The following is a 22028-nucleotide window of genomic DNA, read 5'->3' as shown; positions in this document are numbered from 1 at the left end:
ACCATTAAAATGGAAAGAAGTAGCTTTAAAAAGAAGTGGTACAATTGGCGAATGTTTGCTCTGATTATTATCCTGGCTGGTATTTTTATTAAGTTCTATGTATTAGAGGACAAAGATGAGAATGCACCTGTAACCGTTCAACTGGAGCTGGATAAAGTGGCGTTCGGAAGTGAGCAGGAGGTGGAGGCGTTTCTCGGCAAAGGGAAGCTTTTGAGCTACTTTCATGACGAAAACTTAAACTGCCAGCAGTGTCCTAAAATGGCTTATAAAGACGGGAAAGTCGAGATTATTTTTATCAATCAGGCGGCAGATCGTATTACGGTAACTGGTGTTTCGGATTACAATTTTGACAGACGTGTAATACTCGGACTACTGGATTTGAAGGAAGATATCAAACCAGCAATTGATAATCAGGAACTTAAGCAATGGGACAATTATCAGAAATATTCTCAGATTTCGGCATTTGGAAGAAGGGGTAAAATTGAGTATATATTGGTTAAAGCCAAAGCCCGCGCAAATGCCGATCCCAATAAGTAATTAGGTTTTTTTCTGATAGACATATTAAAATCTGTTGTGAAGCAACCAAATCCCTGCTTTTTACATCGAGTAAAGGCAGGGATTCTGTTATATTGCCAGCTCAAAATCAGATTTGATATATGCCAAAAAATTACCTTCCATTACTCCTTATTCTCCTGATCACCATTATTTCTCATTCGGCAGAAGCGCAAAAGATTTCATCCGGTATACAGGGAACTATTAAAACCAAAGATGGTCAGCCGCTGCCATTCGCAGCTATTGCTGTAAAAGGCACTGAAATTGGCACAATCTCCAATGAAGAAGGTAAGTATCAGCTTGACTTAAAGCCTGGTTACTATGAGATCATTTTTCAGTATCTGGGTTTCAAAACAGGAATGAAGTCCATGATGGTTGAAAACAAGATTGAAATTTTCAATCTCACCATGGAAGAACAGGCACTGAGCCTGGGTGAGGTGCGTATAGGGAGTAAAGATGAAGATCCTGCCTATACCATTATGCGACGCGCAATCGCTAAGAGTCGCTATCATTTTCTTCAAGTCGAAAGCTATACAGCCAAAGCATATACCAAATCGTCTTTCGTGATCACGGACTTGCCGATGGAATTTATGTATAAAAAGGAGTTGAGAGAAATTGAAAAGGAGTCCAACTTCAAAAAAGGAGTGCCGATTTTGAACGAAAGTGTTTCTGAAGTAACTTTTAATCAACCTAATTCATATAAACAAAAAGTAATCGCTGCAAGGAACAGTCAGGATAAAAACTTCGCCAGTGCAAACGCTTACTTCCTGACCAGCTTTTACCAGCCTGAAGTTGTAAAAGCCGTTTCTCCCTTGTCACCTAAGGCTTTTGGTTATTATAAATTTGAATATTTGGGTGCTTTTCGGGAAAACGGAATTGAAGTGAATAAAATTAAAGTGATCCCTAGATCCTACGGAGAGGGTGTTTACCGGGGGACGATTCATATCATAGAAGGTGAATGGAGCATTTATAGCCTTGATCTGGAAACGGTCAATACAGGTATCTATATTGGGATCAAGCAGGTATACAGTCCGGTACAAAACGTGTGGATGCCGGTGAATCAGCAGTTCCATGTACAGGGTGGGATCTATGGCTTGAAAGGAAAAGGGGATCTGGTCATTTCTCAGACTTTCTCAAAACTGAAAGTAAATCCTGCTTTTCAGCCTGATATTGTTGTCCTTGATCCGAAGAAGGAAAAGGAAGAAAGCAAAAAAGTGAAGCTGACTAACCGGGAAATCAAAAGTGGTAAACTGGAAGAGGTTGTTGCAAAACAAAAGAAATTTTCTTCGAAAAACCTGCGCAAAATGCTGAAGGAATATGAGAAGAAGGAGTTGAAAGAAAAAGAAGAAAAGGGGAAGACGTGGATCTCAATTTCACCAGAAATGATTCTACAGTAGTGGATTCTATGGCTGGTAAGCGTAGTATGGCTTTTTGGGATTCGATCCGGACGGTACCTTTGACGGCCGCTGAAGTGAAAAGCTACACCCGACTGGATAGTATCATTGTGGTGCAACAGGGAAATAGGTCGCAAGGCGATACTATCAGAACTTCCAGGTCGGATAGCACAAGGAAGAAGAATAACTCAGGCTTTTTCAGTGATATTCTGATAGGATATCGGTTTGGATTCGGCAAGAAAAGTCCATGGAACCTGGAATATGTTGGCCCTGTAAAAGGTTTGTCAGTAAATACCGTGGAAGGGGTTGTTCTGAATGGAACAGGATTTAAGCTGAGGTATATGAAACGCGGGCAACAGGTTAAGCAGTCGGACCAAATTGTAATATCTTCCAACGGTATTAAACATACCTCAAACAGAGACAAAGGTGCCCTCACAATCAGTGGTCTTACCAGGTATTCCTTCGCCCGGGAAAAACTGATGGGAACTGGCGGTATCGACTATGCATGGAAAAGGTCAACGCTGAGTGTATCCGGAGGGCAAACAGTCTCACAATTTAATTCTGAGAATCCATTACACCCGTTGCTGAACAGTTTTACCACATTGTTTTTGGAACAAAACTTTATCAAACTCTATCAGAAGAACTTTGCCAGAATTGATTTCAGAACTACCCGTGAAAACGACCATTTCGAGTTACGTGCAAATGTAGAATATGCGGATCGTTCGCCACTTCAGAACCTAAGGAATACAGATCCCTATCGCTGGATTAATTGGGGAAGAAGAGATTTTACATCTAATGTTCCCTTCAGTGAAGAATTGTTAAGCTATACTTCTAGTGCAGCACCTTTCGAAATAACACGTCACAATGCATTGGTGGTGGGTATCCATGCCTCATACAAACCCTGGCAGAAATATAAAATCGTGAAGGGGAAAACGAGTTATTATGACGACGATTCTCCTAAACTATCAGCAGGCTATAGAAAAGGTATCAGTGTTTTGGGCAGCGAGGTTAGCTACGATTTTTTACAAGTCGGCATTACACATGGCATTCAGACAGGCGTTCGAAGCAAAATAAGTTATAAAGTAGCTGCCGGAGCATTCCTTCAATATGATGCTGCTGGTTTCCAGGATTACCAGCATTTTGCCGGGAATCAGTTTTTCTTCCAGTATGGCGATCCTGTGGGTACATTTCGAATGTTGGATTACTATCGTTTTAGTACCGGAGAAAAATATGTGGAGGCGCATGCGCTTGCTGAGTTAAGGCAGTTTTTACTCACGCAGATTACCTGGTTCAGGATCATGGGAATCAAAGAGAATTTCTTTGTGAACTACCTGGCAACTCCCTACTCCGATCACTATGGAGAGCTTGGTTATGCCCTGGATATTGGTTTACGTTTTCCACTCAGACTCGAAGTGGCCAATAGCTTTGAAGGATTCAGGTATAGACATACTGCCTTCCGCATCGGGACTACGATGAATCTCAACTTTGGTAAGTAACGGAGGGATGAAGAATGAAGAATAGAAGAATGAAGAATTAAAACCGGGCCGATGCGATTGATAATTGGCGCCGAGTTCCGGTCTGTACACATTTTTGTGGACTGAACGGAGTGACTTCATGTTTTCGAACTTTTATTTCCTAAACACATCAACTTTTCTGGAATCAGAGAGAATCCAGAAAAGTTGACTTTTCTCTTTTGTAGAGAAGTTGAGAAAATTACATTTTCTGTAAAAACATCGTTTTCAATACAATTACGCTCTTTTCTACCTTTCCTTCGATTTCCTCTGCATCATCGGTGAGACGGATATTTTTCACTACAGTCCCTCTTTTGAGTGTGAGTGAGCTGCCTTTTACTTTCAGGTCTTTGATTAATTTTACTGAATCTCCTTCTGCGAGGGTAGTGCCATTACTGTCTTTTACTTCCATTATTCTCCGTGATTGGGTATAAACTTAATTCCTGTAAAGGTAAGGAAATGATCCGATGTTGAAATTGAGTATTAAAACTCCTACCTTTAACGCATTCGAATCTCTTTGTAAAATATCAAACTCATCGTTACAGCCTTACAAAAGTCGCTGTGACAACCAGATCTTAACCATATTAGGGATCTGGTGTGTAATCGTGTATTTTATATTTTACAAATCAGGAAATGAAGACATATAATAGCATAGCGGTCATCGGTGGTGGCGGCAGAACCGGAAAATATCTGGTAGATCAATTACTCGATCGTGGATTTCAACTTAAATTACTCCTTCGAAATCCGGAAATCGCAGCACAAAGTATTCCTCTACAAAATTCTGCCATAGAGGTTATCAAAGGAGATGTACTGGATTACGAAGCCGTATATGCGCTGGTCCGTGGCTGTGACGCGGTGATCAGTACTGTGGGGCAACGAAAGGACGAGCCTTTGGTAGGAAGTCAGGCTACAATAAATATCCTGAAAGCATTGTCGGAGTCGGAAGGTTTGGACGGAAAAGAAAGGAGACGCTATCTTCTGGTAGCTGGCTTAAATCTGGACACACCTTTTGACCGCAAAGGGCCGGAAACTTTGGCAGCAACAGAATGGATGAAGGCCAACTACGGAGAGATCCACAGGGATAAGCAAAAGGCTTATGAGATTTTGCAGAAAAGTGACGCGGACTGGACAGTGGTGCGCGTACCGCTAATCGCATTTACAGAAGCCAGGAGCGAAATAGGGGTAAGCCTTGAAGATTCGCCGGGACAAAATATAGGTGCTGCTGATATTGCCGCATTTCTCATTGACCAGCTGCATGACACAAGCTATATCGGAAAAGCGCCATTTATAGCAAATATTTAAACGCAAAAAGGGAGTTCTTTTTCTGATTTTTAAAGCTATTGATAATACTTCCCAGGTCGTCAAAAACCTGGGAAGTATAATTTACTTAAGCAGCATCTAATGCCTCGCGTAATTCTTTTGCAGCAGCAGCAGGATCAGCCGCTCCATAAATGGCAGCTCCGGCGACGGCAACTTTCACGCCTGAAGCCTTTACAGCCGCAATGTTGCTCAGCTTCACACCACCTGCAATAGAAACCGGCACGCCTGCACGTGCTGCTTCGTCGATCAGCACCTGAATAGAATAGCCTGGCTGTGCCTGCTCGTCTAGTCCGGCGTGTAATTCTACAAACTCAACACCCAGTGCAATTACTTCCTGCGCGCGTTTCACACGATCAGCAACACCGATTGTATCTACAACGACACCTTTCCCATGTGCTTTTGCAGCTTTAACTGCACCAACGATGGTGGCGTCTCCTGTAGCTCCCAATATAGTGATCAGGTCGGCACCTGCTTTAAATGCCATGTCCGCTTCGAGTTCACCAGCATCAGCGGTTTTGAAATCAGCGAAAACGATCTTATCCGGAAAAGCTTTTTTCATTGCTGTAATTACAGCCAGACCTTCGCTTTTAATAAGTGGCGTTCCCAGTTCAATAATATCAATATAAGGAGCAACTTTGGTTGCCAATGCAATTGCATCTTCTGTTGTCAACAGGTCGATTGCTACTTGTAATTTTGCCATGTTTGTTTGAATTGATTGTTAATAAGCTGTTAGCTTTTAGCTATTGATGTGTTTTTTTATTTTAATCTGCGGTTTGAATCTTCTCTGTGCGATTAGACGACAGCGCTACTCAAGATTCGCATGCCTTTTCCAAAGCTCTTCTGCTGGTGTCTCTTCGTTTTGCCACAAAGATTGAATGACGGCATCAGTCAGCAGCAGAACCGATTGCTCAAAAAGACTACCCGCATATTGTTGTGAAATAGTAGATCCATGATCTTGTTTTTGAGCAGCCGGAATGATGGCGATTTTGTCTGATAGTTCTGCCAGCGGCGATTGATCAGTAGTAGAAAAAGCCAATACTTTTGCTCCTGCTTTTACTGCTTTCTGAGCGGCGCTAACAATACTTCCTGTAGTACCTGATCCCGAACCTGCAATAAGCAGATCACCCTTTTGAATAGCAGGTGATACAATTTCCCCCACTACATACACACTGAAACCCAAATGCATCAGGCGCATAGCAGCCGCTTTCAGAGCAAGTCCTGTACGACCGGCGCCTGTAATGAATATATGATTGGCTTCCTGTATCAAAGGAATAATAGCAGCTACCTGTTCAAAATCAATTTTTGTAACAAGGGATTGGTTTTCTGTCAGAATTGTTAACAGATTTTCTTCAATTTGTTTTGCTGAAACTTGATTTTGCATTGCTGTTCTCAAAAAATGAGTGATTTTCTGCTTGCAAAGTTAAAGTGAACAGCAAGAGGAAAGGTTATACAATCAGCTACATATATGGTACTATTTGCCAACAATAAATCTTTTGGTTGCATTATTTGCTAATTTTGGTATCTAATTCGGAATAGGACAATATTTCATGCAAACAGATACTAAAAACGGACTCAGCAATACACCGATCTTTATCAGGAATCTGGACAACTGTCCACCAAGCTATCTGGACGATCCGGGTCGCAAGGAATTCTTCGAAATTGTATGGTTGAAAAATGAGAATGCGCTCCATACTTTGAAAGGTGGGGAGATAATGCGAGGAGACTGGATTTATCTGATTCCGCCCTATCGGGTGCATCAGCTTAATAAGGCTGGGAAAAAGGGAGTACTGCTTTCGTTTAAACGGGATTTTCTGGATGAAGACGTAAAAGAATTTCTGCTGGATGTGTTTAAGATTTTCAACATTCAGGGTGAATTTTCCTGTTTGCGGCTGGACGCAGATACTGCCGGGCAGCTGGCGAAGGTATATGAAATTATGGAGGAGGAATATCAGCGGGAAGGTACGAGTCCAACAATCCTAAAGGCGCTGCTAAAAGTATTTTTATTACAACTGGTGCGGATCAAGGAGCAGGATTTCACCATTCAGGATATCAATCAGAAGCGGGTATATGAGTTTATGGTTTTGCTGGAAATGAATTATCAGCAGGTCCGGAACACGGATTTTTATGCAGGGAAATTAGGTATAAGCTCGAAACGGCTGAATCAGATTCTGAAAGAGAAACTTGATAAAACCGGTATGCAACTCATTCATGACCGTATTGTGCTTGAAGCTAAACGCCAGATTATTCACAGCGAAAGTACGATCAAAGAAATTGCTTATGATCTGGGTTTTAAAGACAGGCCTTACTTCAGCCGTTTTTTCAAACAGCATACCGGACAATCGCCTGAGCAATTTCAAAATGAAGCCAAGACGCATATTGCAGCCAAGTTCAATACGCTTGTCTAAACCCCGAAGATGAGTTTGTCAGGTGTGGGATATTCGAGTAATTTCGAAAAATCGACTTTCCAAAAATCCAGATCCAGCAGTTTGCCTGTTTCGTCATGCGTAAGCGTGATGACAACGGGTGTCTGGTCGGAATCAATATATTCCACTCTGATGAGATCGCCTGCATAGGCATCAGGATTTCCACCCAGACTTATACTTCCCATTTTGCCTCCTTCGTATTCATCAACCAGGTCATCAATAGAATAATCGGCCAGGTTTCGATCTAGTTTTATTAGTAAAAAACCGATCAATTCAAGCTCATTCTGGCGGATGGGTCTTTTTTCTCTGGGTGTGCTCATACAGCTTTTTTCTCTTTTTTATGCCATTGTTCGGCCTTTCTGGCAACCAACCAGAACGACAATGCCATTAACGCAAAGAATATTCCTTTATTGGTTCGGTCCCAAAAATATTCAAAATATCTGGTATAGATGTTCAGTAGGAAAAATACCAGGGAAACATCGCGTAGCGTGTTTTGATCAGTTTGAAATGAATAGGCGATCATACCGGCGAGAACAAGCGTGAAGCCCAGTGACCAATACCAGAAGTGACTTTGTTTGATCAGATTCCAGGCCTGATAATCATCGTAGTTGCCAAAGATAGACAAAGTCCAGGCGGCAATAAGAAAGAGGATAAGTCCGGCGGTATAAGTGTGGTCTGCGAAAATGCGTAACTGGCTGATTTTCCTGACAAGCCAGTAAGAACCCCATATGACGAGGCCGAAAACCGTCATCCGCAGTGGGTAGTTCATGCCGGCAAACCTATAATTTCCTCCTGACCAAAGGTGCGTTTGTGCGCCCCACCATCCTGCCAGCGAAGCAATCATAACCAGCCACAGTAATTTGGATTCAAGTAAAACCGCAACACCTCCATATGCTATGGCTGCCAGCAAAAGCGGAAGTGCATAATTACCATCGAAGTTGGCAAAACTTCTTGTCCAGTAGGTAATGGCAATACCAATAGTGAGTGCTATTGTAATGTTATAGGTTTCATTACTGGCTGAAGCATCCGGAAATCTAACTTTTCGCCTCCTAGCTAAAAATACAAATAGTACAGCCAGCAATGTAAATCCAATGCCGACAATAGTCTCCGAGAATCCCCATTTTTTTCTTAAAAGTTCAATCCATTTTTCATCAATCACCAGTGCCCCAAAGGCAAGTAGTCCACAGGAAATGGCCGATATAAGTGCGTACACAGTAATTGCATCAATATTGGAATTTCTGAGTGTAACTGAGGAGCGTAGCGAATCGGCCAGCTCCGGAGAGATTGTATTCTCTTTTTCCCATGTGCTTATAGCCTTATCAACCACAGCAGCCTCCTTTTTATCCAGTTCCATTCAAATACTATTAAGTCATTTTGAACAGGCAATATATTCATACCAATGCTGTATGCAAGCAAATTATTTTTTGACTGTATACAGTATTAAAACCCCTTATCACTATAAAAGCCTGACTTTTAAGGCCAGGCTTTTATAGTGATAATAAAATATCCAGTCGTGCAATAGATTACTTTTTTAATCCCGATAGGAATTCTACTACATCGCGGATCTCACGTTTTGTCATAATATGGCCCATTGGCGGCATGCTCGACGGTACGTTATCGCGCTTGGCGATACGGGCCACAGCGATTTTCAAAGGCTCAGCTTCTGATGTTTTAAGAATCAGCTCGTGATCATTTTCAGAAGTCAGAATCCCTGCAGCCGATGTGCCGTCTTTAAGTGTAAGGACAACCATTCCATATCCCGGAGCAATACGTGCACTTGGCTCGACCAAGGCCTGAAGAATTTGTTCCCTGCTCAGAGTATTCCCGATATTGGAAAGGTTTGGTCCTACTTCACCGCCCTGTCCGCCTATTGAATGGCATCTCACACATTCAGCCGATGAACTGGTCAGGAAGAAGCGACGACCCAGTTGGCTGTTTCCACCAAATAATGCATCCTGATAATCAGCCACTGTTTCTCCGTTTTTACGGAGAGGAGCAAGTTTGGCAATTAATGGAGCTGATTTAGTGGAATCAATCGCTTCACCAAGATCCAGAGCAAGACTCGGAGCCAGTTTTTGATCTGACAATTGCGTAATCAGCCCTGTGAATATAGATTCTGTTTTGCTGATCGGCAGGGTGCCCAATACTTTCAATAACTGCTGCTGTTCTTTTACACTTCCTTTTTCAAAAATAACGCCTGAAATATCTGTAAGCGTTTCTTTCGACATATTTACACTTCCAACCATACCAAGCGCGGCAGTACGCACATCGGCATCATTGTCTGTCATGCCTTTTTTCATTACAGTCTCCATGTCGCTGTATTTCAGGTCATTCAAAGCTGTCAGCATGGCGGCGCGTACCTTCGGGTTATTGCTTGAACCAAGAATTTTTACAAGCACATCATTATTTTCAGATACATTCAGGTTAGTAAGCATCTGTGCTGTCGCAATCAGTATAGCAGGATCCTGATCTGTAAGCAAGTCGGTAACCACAGGCTGAATTTTACTTTTAACGCGTGCAGGATTTCTTTCAATCACACCACGGTAACGGCCATCTACGCGGTCCAATACAGATGGGCTTGCCCATGACCCCAACGTTGCAAGTGCTTCCGCACGGAGTTCTTTATCCACATTTTTTCTTTTTGCAAATGCAATCAGATCATCCAGTTGCTTGTCACCACCCACACGCAATGCAGCATTGATGGCACGACGTAACAAAGGCTCAGAAGTGAATCGACTTTCATTAAGTGTTGCAGCCAAAGCAGGAAGTGCAGAAGTAATAGACAGATCATCGTTGATGGCTCTTGCTGCTTCCGTGGCGATATATTCGTCTTTGTCCTGAAGGAATATACTTACTTTGTCATTTTTCAATCTTCTTAAAACCAATACTGCAGCAGTGCGCAGTGATTTTTCAGGACTGTTGCTCAAAGCGACCATTGCTTCTGCGTTTCCTATACGTGACAATGCAAGTACAGCTGCATGGCGCAGGTACAGATCCTGGTCGTTGTTTTTCTTAATCATATCCAGCAACGGAGCCACTGCCGATTTCTCCTCTATTCTTCCCAAAGCCTGAGCTGCAAAGAATTGTACGCGAGGGTTTTTACTGGTAAGCATTGGAATCAGCAATGGGCCGGCCTCAGCAATTTTCTCATCGCCCAATACTTTTGCAGCCTGAGCAGTAATTTCTTCATCCGAATCTTTTAACAATGCCAACAAAGCATTGCCGTAAGACTTGTCCGTTCTGGCCAGTTGCCCGGTTCCCCATATTCCGTGAACACGTGCGATCTGACTGCCTGTTTGAGTAATGGCCTTTTTAAGCGTTTCAGCGCCTTTTGCGCCACGCGTTGCCAGTTCAAACTGTGCTTTCAGGCGAATACGCATATCCTCATTCGACAGCAGCGATAATAACATATCTTCTGTTTGTGAAGGATAATTCAACTGAATCAGACGCTTCGTTTCTGCCCGGAGTTCCTTAAGATCGTTTTTTTCACTCGTTACATCCAGCTTCCATACACGGCCATAATTTTTAGTATCCCAGCCATTAATCCAGTCAGCTACATAAAGTGCGCCATCAGGACCGAAACGAATACCTGTCGGTAGAATTCCGCTGAGGATATTTTTCTCTCCATCCAAAACAAACGAAGCACCTTTGGCCTTAAGTCCGAACGACCAGATCGGCGAACGGGCAGGATTTCCTACAAATTCAACCAGGAAAAATTTATTCTTCCACTCTTTACCCAATGCCGTACCCGGATTGTACTGCATACCCGTAGGGCCATTGTGGTAATTTTGAATAGGAGGTATGATGTACGCAGCCTGTCCGTCCCAATGCGGAACATAAAGTTTTTCATCCATCCATACCTTATAGTCGTTATTTTTGGGATCCGTGTATTTACCATATTGCCAGTTCGAACGCCAGCCGGCATCGGAACCTTCCACCACGTGTACCAGACGTTCGCTTTCACCAGGGTGGTCACCATCGTTGTCTGAGCTGATCAGGTTACCAAATTCATCGAAAACGAATTCGTGGGTATTCCGAAGACCATGTGCAAATATTTCAAAATGACTGCCGTCCGGATTGGAACGGGCAATAATTCCTGAGTTAGGATGCTCATGTTTTACGCCTTCTGCAGTAGTGATATTCGCGCCAATATCACCGATGTTCCAGTAAATTTTCCCATCCGGTCCTTCAATAGGGTTGGACATACCATGTCCGCCAAAACCGATATGTACGCCGTAACCGTGGCTTATTGAAGTCTTTTTATCATAAATGCCGTCGTTATTGGTATCTTCAAATCTCCAAAGATCTGGTGCAATGGCTACAAACGCATCTTTCGCACGCACCAGAATTCCTCCCGCAACGTCAGATACTTCATCAAAAAAATCATTGATGACACGCATGGATACATCCGCGATACCATCATTGTCGGTATCTTCGAGTCTCCATACTTCATCTTTTTCTACAGTAAGGTCTTTCCAATCATGCGAGCCGTCGCCGTTCAGGTCTTTCAGCCAGCTGTTCTCCTTACTTTTTTCAGGAGCAAAAGTGCTGCGAAGAAATGCCCGCCGATCTTCCACAGTTTGCATAGCGATGGAAGGCGTCATCCAGTTCCGGTGACCACGGATGTCAAACTCAGAGTTTTTCTGACGGTTGGTTCTGTTCAGGTACACACGTCCCATATCATCAACCGTGATGGAAACAGGATCCGGAGCGAGAGAATCTGAAGCCCAGAGGTCGAGCTGTAATCCATCAGCTACTTTTATAGCTGTTTTCTCACGAATTTCTTTGGCTCTTGCTTTACCGGTGGCGGCATCTTCACGGATGACCAGTGCGTCAGCAGGGAGTTTACTGGTGCCCGTGGGGGTCATTTTCATACAGGAAACAACAGCCAGGGCAACAAGTGCAGCAATGGATAAAGGTTTTTTGAGAATTGTTTTTGGGGTCATTGAGATTGACTTTTGAAAGAGCACGCCAAACAGGTGTTTCGGACCTGAATCACGAAGATTTCATTTAAGAGTAGAAATAGGTATTTATTTACTGTAATAATAATGATCGGAAGCAAATCAAACCGGTGAAGCGAGCAAGTCATTGACTGATACATTGAAATCTGTCAATACAGGAGCCGCGCTGCAAATATCGAGATCAGTGCAAATTTTCACCTCCTTGCGTGATGTGTAAACATAAACGACGCCGTTTTCGGGATAAATATGCCAAACCACTTTAACGGTCGATTTGAAATATTCGGCCAGTTTCTCCTCTACCTTAATGGCGTCATCGGTTGGTGACACTATCTCTATAATAAATTCCGGAATCGGTTCTTCGTCTGAATTGACAGAATCATCTATTTGGCTTCCGCTGAAATAAGCCAGTTCAGGACGCCGCATTTGAATGCCCGTGAGCATTACATCCTGCTCGCTAATTAATTCTCCACCACTTCTATGTGCAGTAGTTGCAAGAAAAAGTCGATTGAGGATTCGTAGGATTACAAGATGTTTTTTCTTCATTTTTTCAAATCTGATTACTTCACCGTCATTCCATTCATATTTGAAGCCATCAATAGGGTCCCATTGAAGAAATTCCTCAAAGGATTTGGGAAGTGCCATGGTGGATGGTTGAAGTATCATAATCTGATTTTTAGAATTGATAAATTTAAAAAAAAATAAACGCAGGAAAAAATTGATTATGATTTAATTGACCACCGTTGAGCTTGTTTATCAAACTGTAAATCTCTCGTGTAGTCAATTAAAGGTTACTAAATAGACGTTTGTAATAGAAGGGATAAATATTTGGATTGAGGTTATAATCCAAATATTAAGGTATTAGGAACTACTGTTTGCTTAAATGAATAAATTGTTAATTGTTTTTGCACAAAGTTCTGGCTTATAATAGATTATAAATTGAAGGTTGTGGTCTAGTTTTAAGATAAATAGCATTTTTTCTAATCTTGCACCGCAAATTTATCACCCCTGCTATGTTATTAATCCGGATCTGTACTTGCTTTGCGATTCTTCAGGCAACGCTCACAGGAAATGTATTTTCTCAGGAACTTTATACGGTGAATATGCCGGGCAATATGTCTCAATCTGCCACATCTGTTGAAACTTACTTATGGGAATTTCATGAACTGAAAAATGCTGGTTTGCAGGCTCCTGAATGCAATGAAATAGATACTGCTGACTTTGGAAAGGAAGCAGCATGTTTAAAAGCACTGGCGGATGCCCGTTATATTGAGAAAGAAGAAGTGGTACCGGGTGATCCCAACTTGCGCACAATTGTTTTGAAACCAGATATTTACAAGGCAGTCAGGAATATTGATAAGTATTTGAGGAAAGCATCACGCGATCAGAAAGCGGATCATGAAATAGTAAAAAACTACATCTACGTGATGCGTGTTGCACTTGCCGTTGTATATGCACCTGGTACCGGAGATTTTGAAAAAGCGCTTAATCAGGAAAAAAAGAATCCCCGAAACCAGATTGCTCTGTTCAGAAAAGTGAAGTTACTCTAAATAGCTATCGTTTATACTAAGCGTTTGCCTTTCAGTTTATTATCTGTTGTACGTCTGTGTGCGTATAAGGGTATGGGTTTGTATTGTCTTCCAAACATTTTTTGAATATTAATTTTAACTAACTCCCCTAATTGTATGAAGAAAATTTCTATTCTTTTTGGGTTGATCTGTTTGATCATACCCGGGATTACCTTTGCCCAAATCTCCATTAAAGGTACTGTCAATGATGCTCAGGGATCGCAACTTCCTGGTGTTAACGTTTTGCTGAAAGGCACTACTTCAGGAACGATAACAGATTCCGAAGGAAAGTACAATTTAAATGCACCGTCAGACGGAATACTTGTTTTTTCTTTCATAGGTTATACCGCACAGGAAGTGAAAATTGCCGGTAGAACAGAGGTAAATGTCTCTCTTGCAGAAGATAATCAGAAGCTGGATGAGGTAGTTGTAACGGCGATAGGTATTAAGCAGCAGAAGAAAAAGCTTGGATATACCACTCAGGAGGTAAATAATGAGGCACTTGCTCAGGCCAAGACTATGAACGTCGGTAATGCACTGGCGGGGCAGGTAGCAGGTTTGACCGTCAATAATCCTACCGGTATATTTCAGTCGCCCAGCTTCGTATTACGAGGTAAAAAACCATTGATCGTTCTGGACGGTATTCCGGTGGAAACTGATTTCTTCGATATTACCGGTGAAGATATTGAAAACATCAACGTATTGAAAGGTACGGCAGCTTCTGCACTGTATGGTTCCAGAGGAAAAGATGGTGCAATTTTGATCACCAGCAAAACGGCAAAAAAGGAAGGGCTGGAGATCAATGTTGGTACCAACAACATGGTTACTGCCGGATTCACAGTTTATCCTAAAACTCAAACAGCATATGGTAGCGGTTCCAATGGGAAATATGAGTTCTGGGATGGAGCTGATGGAGGTATTTCTGATGGGGATATGACCTGGGGGCCTAAATTTGGAACAGGTGTGAAGATACCGCAATGGAACAGTCCGATTCGCAATAAACAAACCGGAGAAACAATTCCGTGGTACGGTGATGTGAAAGGTACTGTGTACGACGACAGATCTAAGTATGAGCGTGTGCCAACAGACTGGATTCAGCACGACAATCTCAAGGATTTTCTTCAGACAGGTTATGTGACATCAAACAATCTTTCGCTGGCTTACAAAGGACAGAAGGCGAAATTTTATGTATCCGGAAAATACGCTAAACAAAAAGGGCAAACGCCAAACTCATCACTCACAACTGGTGGACTGACCTTCAACTCGACTTTCCAGGTTGCAAAAAATCTGGAACTGGATTTGTCGATGGCTTACAATAAGGTGAATTCTCCAAATTATCCAAGATACGGTTATGGTCCTAAAAATCATATGTATACGATCCTTATCTGGATGGGAGATGATGTGAACGGGCGCGATTTGAGAGACCATATGTGGGTGCCGGGGCAGGAAGGTTACCGCCAGGCAAATTACAACTATGCCTGGTACAACAATCCTTATTTTGCTATTACTGAACTGATTCAGAAATATGATAAGGATGTACTGGACGGACAGGCGAAACTGAACTGGCAGATATTGCCGAATCTGTCGATACAGGGGCGTGTGAATAGTAGAAATCAGCGACTTTTTGAAAGTATGAAGAGTCCGAAATCTTATATGAACTACGGAGATTCCAGAAATGGTGATTACAAAATGTGGAATTCAAGCCAGGTGAACGTGGATGCTGATGTGCTTGTATCTTATACCCAACCCATCACAAAGGATATTGAGTTCAGTATGAATGGTGGCGCCTCTAATCTGAATAGGGTGTACAAGCAGGAGTATCAGTCCACGGATGGTTTGATCGTTCCGAATGTATATAGCTTAAACAATACCCAAGGGCCGGTGCAGGCATCCAACCAATATCAGGAGAAAGCCATCCGAAGCGTATATGGCTCGGCAAATCTTGATTTCTTTGATGCAGTATTCCTGAACTTCACCGCTCGTAACGACTGGTCTTCAACTTTGCCAAAAACCAACAGATCGTATTTTTATCCGTCTGCGTCATTGAGCACCATGGTTTCTCAATATATCAGCATGCCAAAGGCTGTTGACTTTCTGAAATTATATACTTCGTGGGCACAAGTTTCAAGTGATTTGAATCCATATAGTATCTATTCAGCATATGCAAAAGATGTTACGTATGGTAGTACACCTTCTGTCAACTATCCGAACGGCCTGATTAATCCTAACATCAAGCCTGAACAATCTACCTCTTTCGAAGTGGGTATGTCTACCTCTTTCTTTAAAAACAGATTCAGTTTGGATGCGACGTATTACCACGTTAAAGATGAAAACCAGATCATTGACCTGCCTATTTCTGAATCATCGGGTTTTGCGACGCGTAAGGTAAATGGCAATGTGTATGAAACCAACGGTCTTGAATTGATTGCGAACTTTAAAGCAATTCAGAAAAAAGGATTTACCTGGGAAGTAGGAGCCAACTGGAGCAGAAACGTGCGCAGAATTACAGAGATATATAATGATCAGGCTCGATTCAACAACCTTTCGAAAGGTGAACGCGCCGATAGCTATTACCGTACAGTATGGATGAAAAGTGCAGATGGAGAGGTCATTCTGGATGCGAGAGGATTACCAACGAGAGATCCTTTCCCTGCAAGCGTAGGACATCTGGATCCGAACTGGCGCCTGGGAATCCAAAATAAGTTTAAGGTAAAAGGATTCAATATAGCCGTTGATGTTGATGGTGTATGGGGTGGAGTAATGGGTTCAACCACCATTGAGAAAATGTGGTGGGGTGGTAAGCATCCTAATTCAACTGAATTCCGTGATGCGGAATATGCAGCAGAGAAGCCGGTATATGTGCCTCAGGGGGTAGTGGTGACAGGTGGAGAATATGTACGTGATGTTACGGGTGCGGTGATCAGAGATACACGTACTTATGCGCCAAATACAACTGCTGTTGACTGGCAGACATGGAGCCAGCAGTATCCTTACCGTGCTGCAGTTACCGAAAGTGAAAACAAGAAATTTGCTAACGTATTCGACAGATCATTCTTGAAACTGAGAAGATTGTCTGTGGGCTATGACCTTACGAAGGTGATTAAATTTGGTCCTGCTGTGAAAGGACTGGAAGCATCGGTATTCGGATACAACCTATTGATGTGGAAAAAAATGCCAATACTTGATCCTGACTATGGTAACGATACTGATTTGCAGGATCCGTCGTCACGTTTCCTTGGATTTTCGCTTAACCTCAAACTGTAGTTACAGCGAGCCAAATCTTTCAAAGACTTAATTCAAGACTATTATGAAAAAGATTATATATCAATTATTAGCCTTTACGCTTGTCTTCTTTTCATGTGAGAACATGGACGAGATGAATGTGGACCCGAACCGTCCTACTTCTGCCCACCCGCAGCTTTTGCTCACTAAAATACAATGGAACGCATTTCAGGATAATGGTGGAACCGGCCCTTTGTATGCACAAAAAATGCTGGTACAAACGGATGGAGAAAGTGCATCTCAATACTACAAATGGGACCGAGGAGATTTCTCTGCCTATTCCAGGTTAAGAGATGTTACCAAAATGATTCAGGAAGGGGAAAAGATCAGCGATAACTCTTATGTTGCTCTGGGTAAGTTTTTTCGTGCTGTCTACTTCTATAATCTTACAATGACTTTCGGAGATGTTCCTTATTCAAAGGCATTGAGAGGAGAGCTGGATCCTGTTTACACACCTTCATCTTACGATTCACAGAAGGCTGTATTCCAGGGGATATTAAAAGAGCTTGAAGAAGCTAATACGCTTTTAAAAGCCGAAAACAAGATCATTGCCGGGGATGTCATTTTTAAAGGTGATATTACTAAATGGAGAAAAGTAGTAAATGCATATCGTCTGAAAGTATTGATGGCACTTTCGGGGAAAGAGTCAGAAGCTGATTTGAATGTGAAAGCTACTTTTGCACAGATTGTTGCCAATGAGCCTATATTGGTGAGCGAGAGTGATGATGCACAACTGGTATTCCTTGATCAGCAGGGCAATCGCTATCCTGAGTTCAACTCCAGCAGTTTTGGTTCAGGGATGTATATGGATTCTACCTTTATCAGAAGATTGCAGGATCGAGAAGACCCAAGGCTATTCATCTACTGTACCCAAACCAAGGTAGGGAGTGAAGCTGGTAAGGCACTGACCGACTTCTCATCTTATGAGGGTGGAGATCCTGCAGTACCATATGCGCAGGTCAATATCAAAGCTACGGCCGGCCGTACTTCCAAAGTAAACGACCGTTATCATAAAGATCCTACTACTGAACCACGGGTATTGCTTGGATTTGCAGAACAGAATTTCATTCTTGCCGAGGCTGTGGTAAGGAACTGGATCACTGGTTCGGCTGATACATATTACCAAAAAGGGGTGAAGGCTTCGTTTAAATTCTATGAAACCTACTCAAAAGGTACGATGCCTTCATACGTAACTTCTGCAAAAGCGGATACATATCTGGCAAAGTCAATCAATGATATTTCAAAAGTGACTACAACAGCTCAGAAAATTGAGATGATTGCGATGCAGAAGTACCTGAGGTCTTTCTTCCAGTCAGGGTGGGATTCTTACTTCAACACCTTGCGTACAGGTTATCCTGAATACCGCCGTCCTGCCGGTGTCGCGCTGCCTTTCCGTTGGATTTATCCTCAGGCCGAATACAACAATAACAGGGAGAATGTTGCAGCGGCTATCAAGAGTCAGTTTGGCGAAAATAATGACCTGATAAACCAGAGAACCTGGTGGCTGAAATAGTCGCGGAAGCTTGAATACTGAATGGACGGATGAGCCTTTTGTAAGGTTTGTCCGTCCATTTGTCATTTATTAAAGTGCAGGGATTAAGTCAACATGTATCATTGAATTCTAAAAAATGTATAATTTGCCGGTTAACGATATTTTACGGAATTATTTGTAACCAAAAATAGACAATGACTAATAACGATATCCTTAAAAAACTTCGCGTTGCACTGCATTTACGTAACGACGAAATCATTCATATTTTGAGCCTTGTGGACTTCAAAGTGACAGCCAGTGAATTGGGTGCGCTTTTCAGGAAAGAAGGGCACGAAAATTATAAACCTTGTGGAGATCAGTTGCTGCGCAATTTTCTGAATGGTTTGATCATACACATGAGAGGACCGGCTGAGGATGGTAAAAAGCATGAAGATTAGTCACAACAATTAAATTCACTATACATCACTTACAATGATCACTCAGGTTATCATAACCCTTGTTCTGGTATTTTTAAATGGTTTCTTTGTCGCAGCAGAGTTCGCAATAGTTAAAATCCGTGCTTCACAACTGGAACAAAAAGTGCAGGATGGGAATGCCATGGCCATTTTGTCCAAAAAGATTGTTTCAAATCTGGATGGTTATCTGGCAGCTACGCAGTTCGGAATCACGCTGGCCAGCCTTGGACTGGGATGGATAGGGGAGCCGGTAGTTTCAAAAATGCTGATTGCCGGTATGGAACTGGTGGGGATCTCACTTAGCCCTGAACTTGCCCATCAGATTGCGTTACCTGCAGCATTTGCGATCATCACCGTTCTGCATATTGTGTTTGGTGAATTGGCTCCGAAATCCATCGCCATCCAACGTCCTGAGTCTACGACGCTTTTTCTTTCTTATCCGCTTCATGGCTTTTATCTGGTTTTCAGACCGGTGGTGTGGTTGCTCAATGGTATAGCCAATTTTATTCTCAAAGGTATTGGTATTACACCTACTCACGGTAGTGAAGTACATAGTAGTGATGAGCTGCGTTATCTGGTGCAACAGCAAAAAGACAGCGGAATGATTGAAGCAGCGGATTACGACCTGATCAAAAATGCTTTCAACTTTTCAGAAATTCTTGCCAAACAAATTATGATTCCCAGAGGCCAGGTAGTGGGTGTGGATATCAACGATTTCAATGAAATAAAGCTGGAAAAGATTATTGAGGAAGGTTATTCCCGCATTCCTGTTTATGAAGATACGCTGGATCAGATTGTAGGAGTGCTGCACCTTAAAGACCTGTTACTGAAAATGAGACAGGGGAAAAGTATCGTTTTACAGGAACTGATCAGACCTATATCCATGGTGCATGAGTCTAAGCCTATCGGTGCATTGCTGCGGGATTTTCAGGTAAACAGACAGCAGATGGCTGTGATCGTAGATGAATATGGTGGTGTGGACGGCATTGTGACGATGGAAGATATTCTGGAAGAACTGGTAGGGGAGATCCAGGATGAATATGATAATGAAACACCGATTATCAAAAATGATATAGATAACTCATTCATTGTGTTAGGCTCTGCATCGATTACGGATCTGAATGATAAACTACCTTACGATATCAGAAAGGAAGCGGAGTATGAAACTTTGGCTGGTTATCTGATCTGGAAATTCGGCAGAATCCCATCTGTTGGCGAGAAATTAAAGACGAAGAGATACGAGTTTACAGTTTTGAAGAAACAGCGAACAAGTATCTCTCAGGTAAAAATTACAGTTTTGGACACTGGCGATCAGGATATCTTTTAAGTCCTGATCAATCTTTGTTGTATAACCTGATAATTGTTTCGTGGGCTTCGGTATGTTGTATGATTGAATCGATGTTTTCTGCAATGTCGGCTGGTGAAACCCATTTGGTGAAATCGGCATCGGGCATTGCTTTGCGATTAACAGGCGTGTCGATAATTTCTGGCGCGATCATCGTAGCGGTAATGCCTGCAGACTGATATTCAGCATTGATCATATCAGCCATCTTTAAGAGTAGAGATTTGGACAATGTATAGGCGAAACTGGCATCACCGGAATTCTTTTCAACAGCAGCTTTTGCACCAATGAATATCAGTTTTCCTCCGCTACCCTGCTTTTTGAAATGAGCAATAAGCGGCTTTACGAGATGAAAGGCGGTGAAGAAATTAAGATGAATCATCTTTTCCAGTTCTTCATCGTTGGTATTTAGTATATCGCCGTAGGTGTATCCTCCAACCAGAAAAATGCCTGCCTGGATTGAGCCTGCATTGGCGATTACATGGTCTACAAAGACTGATGATCCTTGTGCTTCAAGTAAATCTATAGAAAAAGTTTTGACGCCGGAAAGGTGATCAAATCCGCCATCATAATGTGATCCCGTAGTGACGTACAGTTCATGCCCCGAACCCAGCAACTTCTCTGTTACTTCTTTTCCCAGGTTTCCTGACGCACCACTGATAATGATATTTGACATGAGTGTATAGTTTCGATGATTGTAAATACAGAAGAAGCCAGAGGTCCGGCTTCTTCTGTATTGTTATAACGGTAAAATTCCTTCTTTACGATAAATAGCTTCGCTTAATTTGCGGCCAACAGGTCATTCAAAAACTTCCTGAAAGGCTCAGCGAATTCCTTACGTTTCAGCGCAAACTCAACGGTAGTTTTCAGGTAATCGAGCTTGTCACCGATATCATGGCGTTTGCCCTCAATTCTGTGAGCGAAAATATTTTCTCTTTTCAGAAGCAAAAGCATTGAGTCGGTCAACTGAATCTCATTGTTTTTGCCTTTCGGAGTTTGTTCAATAGTTTTAAAAATCTCAGGGGTCAGGATATACCGACCTGCAATTGCCAGATTGGAAGGGGCCAGGTCAATAGCAGGTTTTTCTACCAGTGTCGATAGCTCCATAATTGTGTCACTCAGTGTAGTTCCGCCTACGATACCATAGCGGTTTACTTTGTTAGCAGGCACTTCTTCCACAGCGATGACAGAACCGCCGTATTGCTCATACGTATCCATTAATTGTTGTGTAACCGGAATCACAGAGTCCATAATAGTGTCGCCCAGCAGTACAGCAAAAGGCTCATTGCCTACATGGTGACGCGCATAGTAAATGGCATCTCCCAATCCGTTGGCTTCTTTCTGGCGTACAAAGTGAACATTGGCCATATCAGCAAGTCTGCGCATTTCATTGAACCAAAGCAGATCTTCTTTTTCTTCCAGACGGCTTTCCAGTTCAACGTTACGGTCGAAGTGATCTTCAATCGCTCTTTTGCCCTTTCCGGAAATGATCAGAATATCTTCAATGCCTGAATCAACCGCTTCCTGTACTACATACTGAATGGTTGGAATATCGATGATAGGAAGCATTTCCTTTGGCATCGATTTGGTTGCAGGTAAAAAACGGGTCCCAAGTCCCGCGGCGGGTATAACGGCTTTACGAATCATAATTTTGTGACTTTCGGCTTTCGGCTATCAGCTGTCGGTACTCCGCTATCAGCTATCAGTTTAAGCACGATGTATAAATTTTTA

General features: G+C 42.4%; 19 protein-coding genes. 10 read left to right on the top strand and 9 right to left on the bottom strand.

What is annotated here, in order from left to right:
* Nucleotides 1-9 precede the first annotated feature (9 nt).
* The 3 genes from AC1XUE_RS09975 to AC1XUE_RS09965 all read left to right on the top strand — a co-directional run bounded on the left by AC1XUE_RS09975 (nucleotide 10) and on the right by AC1XUE_RS09965 (nucleotide 3442).
* Nucleotides 10-537, top strand: a complete 528-nt coding sequence (locus AC1XUE_RS09975) for a hypothetical protein (RefSeq protein WP_483355782.1) — start codon at nucleotides 10-12, stop codon at nucleotides 535-537.
* Between the two features lie 119 nt (nucleotides 538-656).
* Nucleotides 657-1949, top strand: coding sequence for a carboxypeptidase-like regulatory domain-containing protein (locus AC1XUE_RS09970; RefSeq protein WP_483355781.1), 1293 nt, complete (start codon nucleotides 657-659; stop codon nucleotides 1947-1949).
* Nucleotides 1913-3442, top strand: a complete 1530-nt coding sequence (locus AC1XUE_RS09965; protein ID WP_483355780.1) for a DUF5686 family protein — start codon at nucleotides 1913-1915, stop codon at nucleotides 3440-3442. The genes AC1XUE_RS09970 and AC1XUE_RS09965 overlap by 37 nt, the downstream gene beginning before the upstream one ends.
* A gap of 217 nt (nucleotides 3443-3659) precedes the next feature.
* Here the strand turns inward: AC1XUE_RS09965 and AC1XUE_RS09960 are convergent, their stop codons facing one another.
* Entirely contained in the window at nucleotides 3660-3869 is a 210-nt protein-coding gene (locus tag AC1XUE_RS09960; protein WP_483355779.1) for an alkylphosphonate utilization protein, read from the bottom strand.
* A 221-nt stretch (nucleotides 3870-4090) separates the two neighbouring features.
* On the opposite strand from AC1XUE_RS09960, the gene AC1XUE_RS09955 reads away from it, so the two are divergent.
* Nucleotides 4091-4759, top strand: a complete 669-nt coding sequence (locus AC1XUE_RS09955) for an NAD(P)-dependent oxidoreductase (protein WP_483355778.1) — start codon at nucleotides 4091-4093, stop codon at nucleotides 4757-4759.
* A gap of 85 nt (nucleotides 4760-4844) precedes the next feature.
* On the opposite strand, the gene hxlA is transcribed toward AC1XUE_RS09955, so the two are convergent.
* A complete protein-coding gene (gene hxlA / locus AC1XUE_RS09950; protein ID WP_483355777.1) occupies nucleotides 4845-5477 on the bottom strand; it encodes a 3-hexulose-6-phosphate synthase in 633 nt (210 codons plus the stop codon).
* Between the two features lie 105 nt (nucleotides 5478-5582).
* Nucleotides 5583-6158: a 6-phospho-3-hexuloisomerase gene (hxlB, locus tag AC1XUE_RS09945; protein ID WP_483355776.1), complete on the bottom strand. Its 576-nt coding sequence runs from the start codon at nucleotides 6156-6158 to the stop codon at nucleotides 5583-5585.
* 166 nt (nucleotides 6159-6324) lie between these two features.
* Between hxlB and AC1XUE_RS09940 the strand changes: the two genes are divergently transcribed.
* On the top strand, nucleotides 6325-7182 hold the full coding sequence (locus AC1XUE_RS09940) for a helix-turn-helix domain-containing protein (protein ID WP_483355775.1): 858 nt from the start codon (nucleotides 6325-6327) through the stop codon (nucleotides 7180-7182).
* Here AC1XUE_RS09940 and AC1XUE_RS09935 read toward each other — a convergent pair.
* From AC1XUE_RS09935 to AC1XUE_RS09920, 4 genes are all read right to left on the bottom strand, one after another.
* A complete protein-coding gene (locus AC1XUE_RS09935) occupies nucleotides 7179-7520 on the bottom strand; it encodes a DUF6984 family protein (protein WP_483355774.1) in 342 nt (113 codons plus the stop codon). The two genes, AC1XUE_RS09940 and AC1XUE_RS09935, sit on opposite strands and share 4 nt — an antisense overlap.
* Complete coding sequence (locus AC1XUE_RS09930) at nucleotides 7517-8554, bottom strand: hypothetical protein (RefSeq protein WP_483355773.1); 1038 nt, start codon at nucleotides 8552-8554, stop codon at nucleotides 7517-7519. Before AC1XUE_RS09930 ends, AC1XUE_RS09935 begins: the two co-directional genes overlap by 4 nt.
* Before the next feature lie 169 nt (nucleotides 8555-8723).
* A complete protein-coding gene (locus AC1XUE_RS09925) occupies nucleotides 8724-12146 on the bottom strand; it encodes a DUF7133 domain-containing protein (RefSeq protein ID WP_483355772.1) in 3423 nt (1140 codons plus the stop codon).
* 117 nt (nucleotides 12147-12263) lie between these two features.
* On the bottom strand, nucleotides 12264-12824 hold the full coding sequence (locus AC1XUE_RS09920; RefSeq protein ID WP_483355771.1) for a Uma2 family endonuclease: 561 nt from the start codon (nucleotides 12822-12824) through the stop codon (nucleotides 12264-12266).
* 347 nt (nucleotides 12825-13171) lie between these two features.
* On the opposite strand from AC1XUE_RS09920, the gene AC1XUE_RS09915 reads away from it, so the two are divergent.
* From AC1XUE_RS09915 to AC1XUE_RS09895, 5 genes are all read left to right on the top strand, one after another.
* The gene (locus tag AC1XUE_RS09915) at nucleotides 13172-13708 is read left to right on the top strand and encodes a hypothetical protein (protein WP_483355770.1); all 537 of its coding nucleotides are present in this window, start codon (nucleotides 13172-13174) and stop codon (nucleotides 13706-13708) included.
* 135 nt (nucleotides 13709-13843) lie between these two features.
* Complete coding sequence (locus AC1XUE_RS09910; protein ID WP_483355769.1) at nucleotides 13844-16990, top strand: SusC/RagA family TonB-linked outer membrane protein; 3147 nt, start codon at nucleotides 13844-13846, stop codon at nucleotides 16988-16990.
* 43 nt (nucleotides 16991-17033) lie between these two features.
* On the top strand, nucleotides 17034-18521 hold the full coding sequence (locus tag AC1XUE_RS09905; RefSeq protein WP_483355768.1) for a SusD/RagB family nutrient-binding outer membrane lipoprotein: 1488 nt from the start codon (nucleotides 17034-17036) through the stop codon (nucleotides 18519-18521).
* Between the two features lie 173 nt (nucleotides 18522-18694).
* Entirely contained in the window at nucleotides 18695-18937 is a 243-nt protein-coding gene (locus AC1XUE_RS09900) for a DUF1456 family protein (RefSeq protein WP_115832882.1), read from the top strand.
* A gap of 34 nt (nucleotides 18938-18971) precedes the next feature.
* Nucleotides 18972-20282 carry a hemolysin family protein gene (locus AC1XUE_RS09895; RefSeq protein ID WP_115832883.1) on the top strand — a complete coding sequence of 437 codons (1311 nt, stop codon included), beginning with the start codon at nucleotides 18972-18974 and terminating at the stop codon, nucleotides 20280-20282.
* A gap of 7 nt (nucleotides 20283-20289) precedes the next feature.
* Here AC1XUE_RS09895 and AC1XUE_RS09890 read toward each other — a convergent pair whose 3' ends face one another.
* Both AC1XUE_RS09890 and galU read right to left on the bottom strand, forming a co-directional pair.
* The gene (locus AC1XUE_RS09890; RefSeq protein ID WP_483355767.1) at nucleotides 20290-20973 is read right to left on the bottom strand and encodes an SDR family NAD(P)-dependent oxidoreductase; all 684 of its coding nucleotides are present in this window, start codon (nucleotides 20971-20973) and stop codon (nucleotides 20290-20292) included.
* A 104-nt stretch (nucleotides 20974-21077) separates the two neighbouring features.
* Complete coding sequence (galU, locus tag AC1XUE_RS09885) at nucleotides 21078-21944, bottom strand: UTP--glucose-1-phosphate uridylyltransferase GalU (protein WP_115834421.1); 867 nt, start codon at nucleotides 21942-21944, stop codon at nucleotides 21078-21080.
* Nucleotides 21945-22028 lie beyond the last annotated feature (84 nt).

The organism is Dyadobacter sp. HNCC25DJ187 (genome assembly GCF_056895255.1).
Note: the sequence above shows the minus strand (reverse complement) of the source record. Positions and strands in the feature narration are given on the sequence as shown.

Excerpts from the sequence above, each read along its gene's own strand:
- AC1XUE_RS09975 (WP_483355782.1), top strand. The coding sequence starts at position 10 with ATGGAAAGAAGTAGCTTTAAAAAGAAGTGGTACAATTGGCGAATGTTT.
- AC1XUE_RS09970 (WP_483355781.1), top strand. The coding sequence starts at position 657 with ATGCCAAAAAATTACCTTCCATTACTCCTTATTCTCCTGATCACCATT.
- AC1XUE_RS09960 (WP_483355779.1), bottom strand. The coding sequence starts at position 3,869 with ATGGAAGTAAAAGACAGTAATGGCACTACCCTCGCAGAAGGAGATTCA.
- AC1XUE_RS09955 (WP_483355778.1), top strand. The coding sequence starts at position 4,091 with ATGAAGACATATAATAGCATAGCGGTCATCGGTGGTGGCGGCAGAACC.
- hxlA (WP_483355777.1), bottom strand. The coding sequence starts at position 5,477 with ATGGCAAAATTACAAGTAGCAATCGACCTGTTGACAACAGAAGATGCA.
- hxlB (WP_483355776.1), bottom strand. The coding sequence starts at position 6,158 with ATGCAAAATCAAGTTTCAGCAAAACAAATTGAAGAAAATCTGTTAACA.
- AC1XUE_RS09940 (WP_483355775.1), top strand. The coding sequence starts at position 6,325 with ATGCAAACAGATACTAAAAACGGACTCAGCAATACACCGATCTTTATC.
- AC1XUE_RS09935 (WP_483355774.1), bottom strand. The coding sequence starts at position 7,520 with ATGAGCACACCCAGAGAAAAAAGACCCATCCGCCAGAATGAGCTTGAA.
- AC1XUE_RS09930 (WP_483355773.1), bottom strand. The coding sequence starts at position 8,554 with ATGGAACTGGATAAAAAGGAGGCTGCTGTGGTTGATAAGGCTATAAGC.
- AC1XUE_RS09925 (WP_483355772.1), bottom strand. The coding sequence starts at position 12,146 with ATGACCCCAAAAACAATTCTCAAAAAACCTTTATCCATTGCTGCACTT.
- AC1XUE_RS09920 (WP_483355771.1), bottom strand. The coding sequence starts at position 12,824 with ATGATACTTCAACCATCCACCATGGCACTTCCCAAATCCTTTGAGGAA.
- AC1XUE_RS09915 (WP_483355770.1), top strand. The coding sequence starts at position 13,172 with ATGTTATTAATCCGGATCTGTACTTGCTTTGCGATTCTTCAGGCAACG.
- AC1XUE_RS09910 (WP_483355769.1), top strand. The coding sequence starts at position 13,844 with ATGAAGAAAATTTCTATTCTTTTTGGGTTGATCTGTTTGATCATACCC.
- AC1XUE_RS09905 (WP_483355768.1), top strand. The coding sequence starts at position 17,034 with ATGAAAAAGATTATATATCAATTATTAGCCTTTACGCTTGTCTTCTTT.
- AC1XUE_RS09900 (WP_115832882.1), top strand. The coding sequence starts at position 18,695 with ATGACTAATAACGATATCCTTAAAAAACTTCGCGTTGCACTGCATTTA.
- AC1XUE_RS09895 (WP_115832883.1), top strand. The coding sequence starts at position 18,972 with ATGATCACTCAGGTTATCATAACCCTTGTTCTGGTATTTTTAAATGGT.
- AC1XUE_RS09890 (WP_483355767.1), bottom strand. The coding sequence starts at position 20,973 with ATGTCAAATATCATTATCAGTGGTGCGTCAGGAAACCTGGGAAAAGAA.
- galU (WP_115834421.1), bottom strand. The coding sequence starts at position 21,944 with ATGATTCGTAAAGCCGTTATACCCGCCGCGGGACTTGGGACCCGTTTT.